General features: G+C 57.0%; 1 protein-coding gene and 1 pseudogene. Both read right to left on the bottom strand.

All coding sequences use genetic code 11. The features are described 5' to 3' along the window. The coding region (locus B4F73_RS16055; RefSeq protein WP_290483767.1) for a complex I 24 kDa subunit family protein at positions 1 to 476 on the bottom strand (476 nt) is incomplete at its 3' end. A 79-nt stretch (positions 477 to 555) separates the two neighbouring features. Beyond that, positions 556 to 828, bottom strand: a pseudogene (locus tag B4F73_RS16060) (NADH-quinone oxidoreductase subunit D); the annotation flags it as partial.

Below are 828 nucleotides of genomic sequence, written 5' to 3' on the forward strand. Positions count from 1 at the left end.
GTCAAATCTTCGAAATAATCGTCATTCACCTGAACCATCGGTGCATTCACGCACGCGCCAAGACACTCAACTTCTTCCCAGGATAGACGGCCGTCATCGGTCACGAACATTTGCTTGCCGATCTCGGTCTGGCAGACCTCCTTCAGCTTTTCGGCGCCGCGCAACTGGCAAGGCGTCGTGCCGCAGAGTTGGATGTGGTACTTTCCGACCGGCTGCAGACGGAACATCGTGTAGAAGGTCGCGACTTCATAGACGCGGATATACGGCATCTCCAGACGGTCGGCGACTTCACGCATTGCAGGCTCGGATAGCCAGCCACTATTGTCCTTTTGCGCCAGCCACAGCATCGGGATCACCGCAGACCGCTGCTTGTCAGCCGGGTACTTGCCGCGCCAGAACGCAATCTTCTCTTCGGTCTCGGGCTTGAACGCGAATGTGTCGCCTCCAGCCTCCATGTCAAAACGGCGTAGTGCCACTACTCGCCCCTTTTCGAAAAACAGCGACGGGCTTCATCCTTGCGAGGATGTTCGTCAAAAAAGCGTGTCTGCGCAGTACTCATCGGTCGATTTCCCCGAACACGATATCGAGTGAGCCCAAGATGGCGGACACGTCCGCCAGCATGTGTCCTTTACTGAGATGGTCCATCGCCTGCAGGTGCGGATAGCCCGGCGCGCGAATCTTGGCGCGATACGGGCGGTTCGTCCCGTCTGAGACGAGATAAACGCCAAACTCGCCCTTCGGCGCCTCGATAGCGACATAGGTCTCGCCTTCCGGAACATGGAAACCTTCAGTGTACAGCTTGAAGTGATGGATCAGCGCTTCCATCGA

The sequence above is a fragment of the Hyphomonas sp. UBA3601 genome, from assembly GCF_002375605.1.
GTDB lineage: Bacteria > Pseudomonadota > Alphaproteobacteria > Caulobacterales > Hyphomonadaceae > Hyphomonas.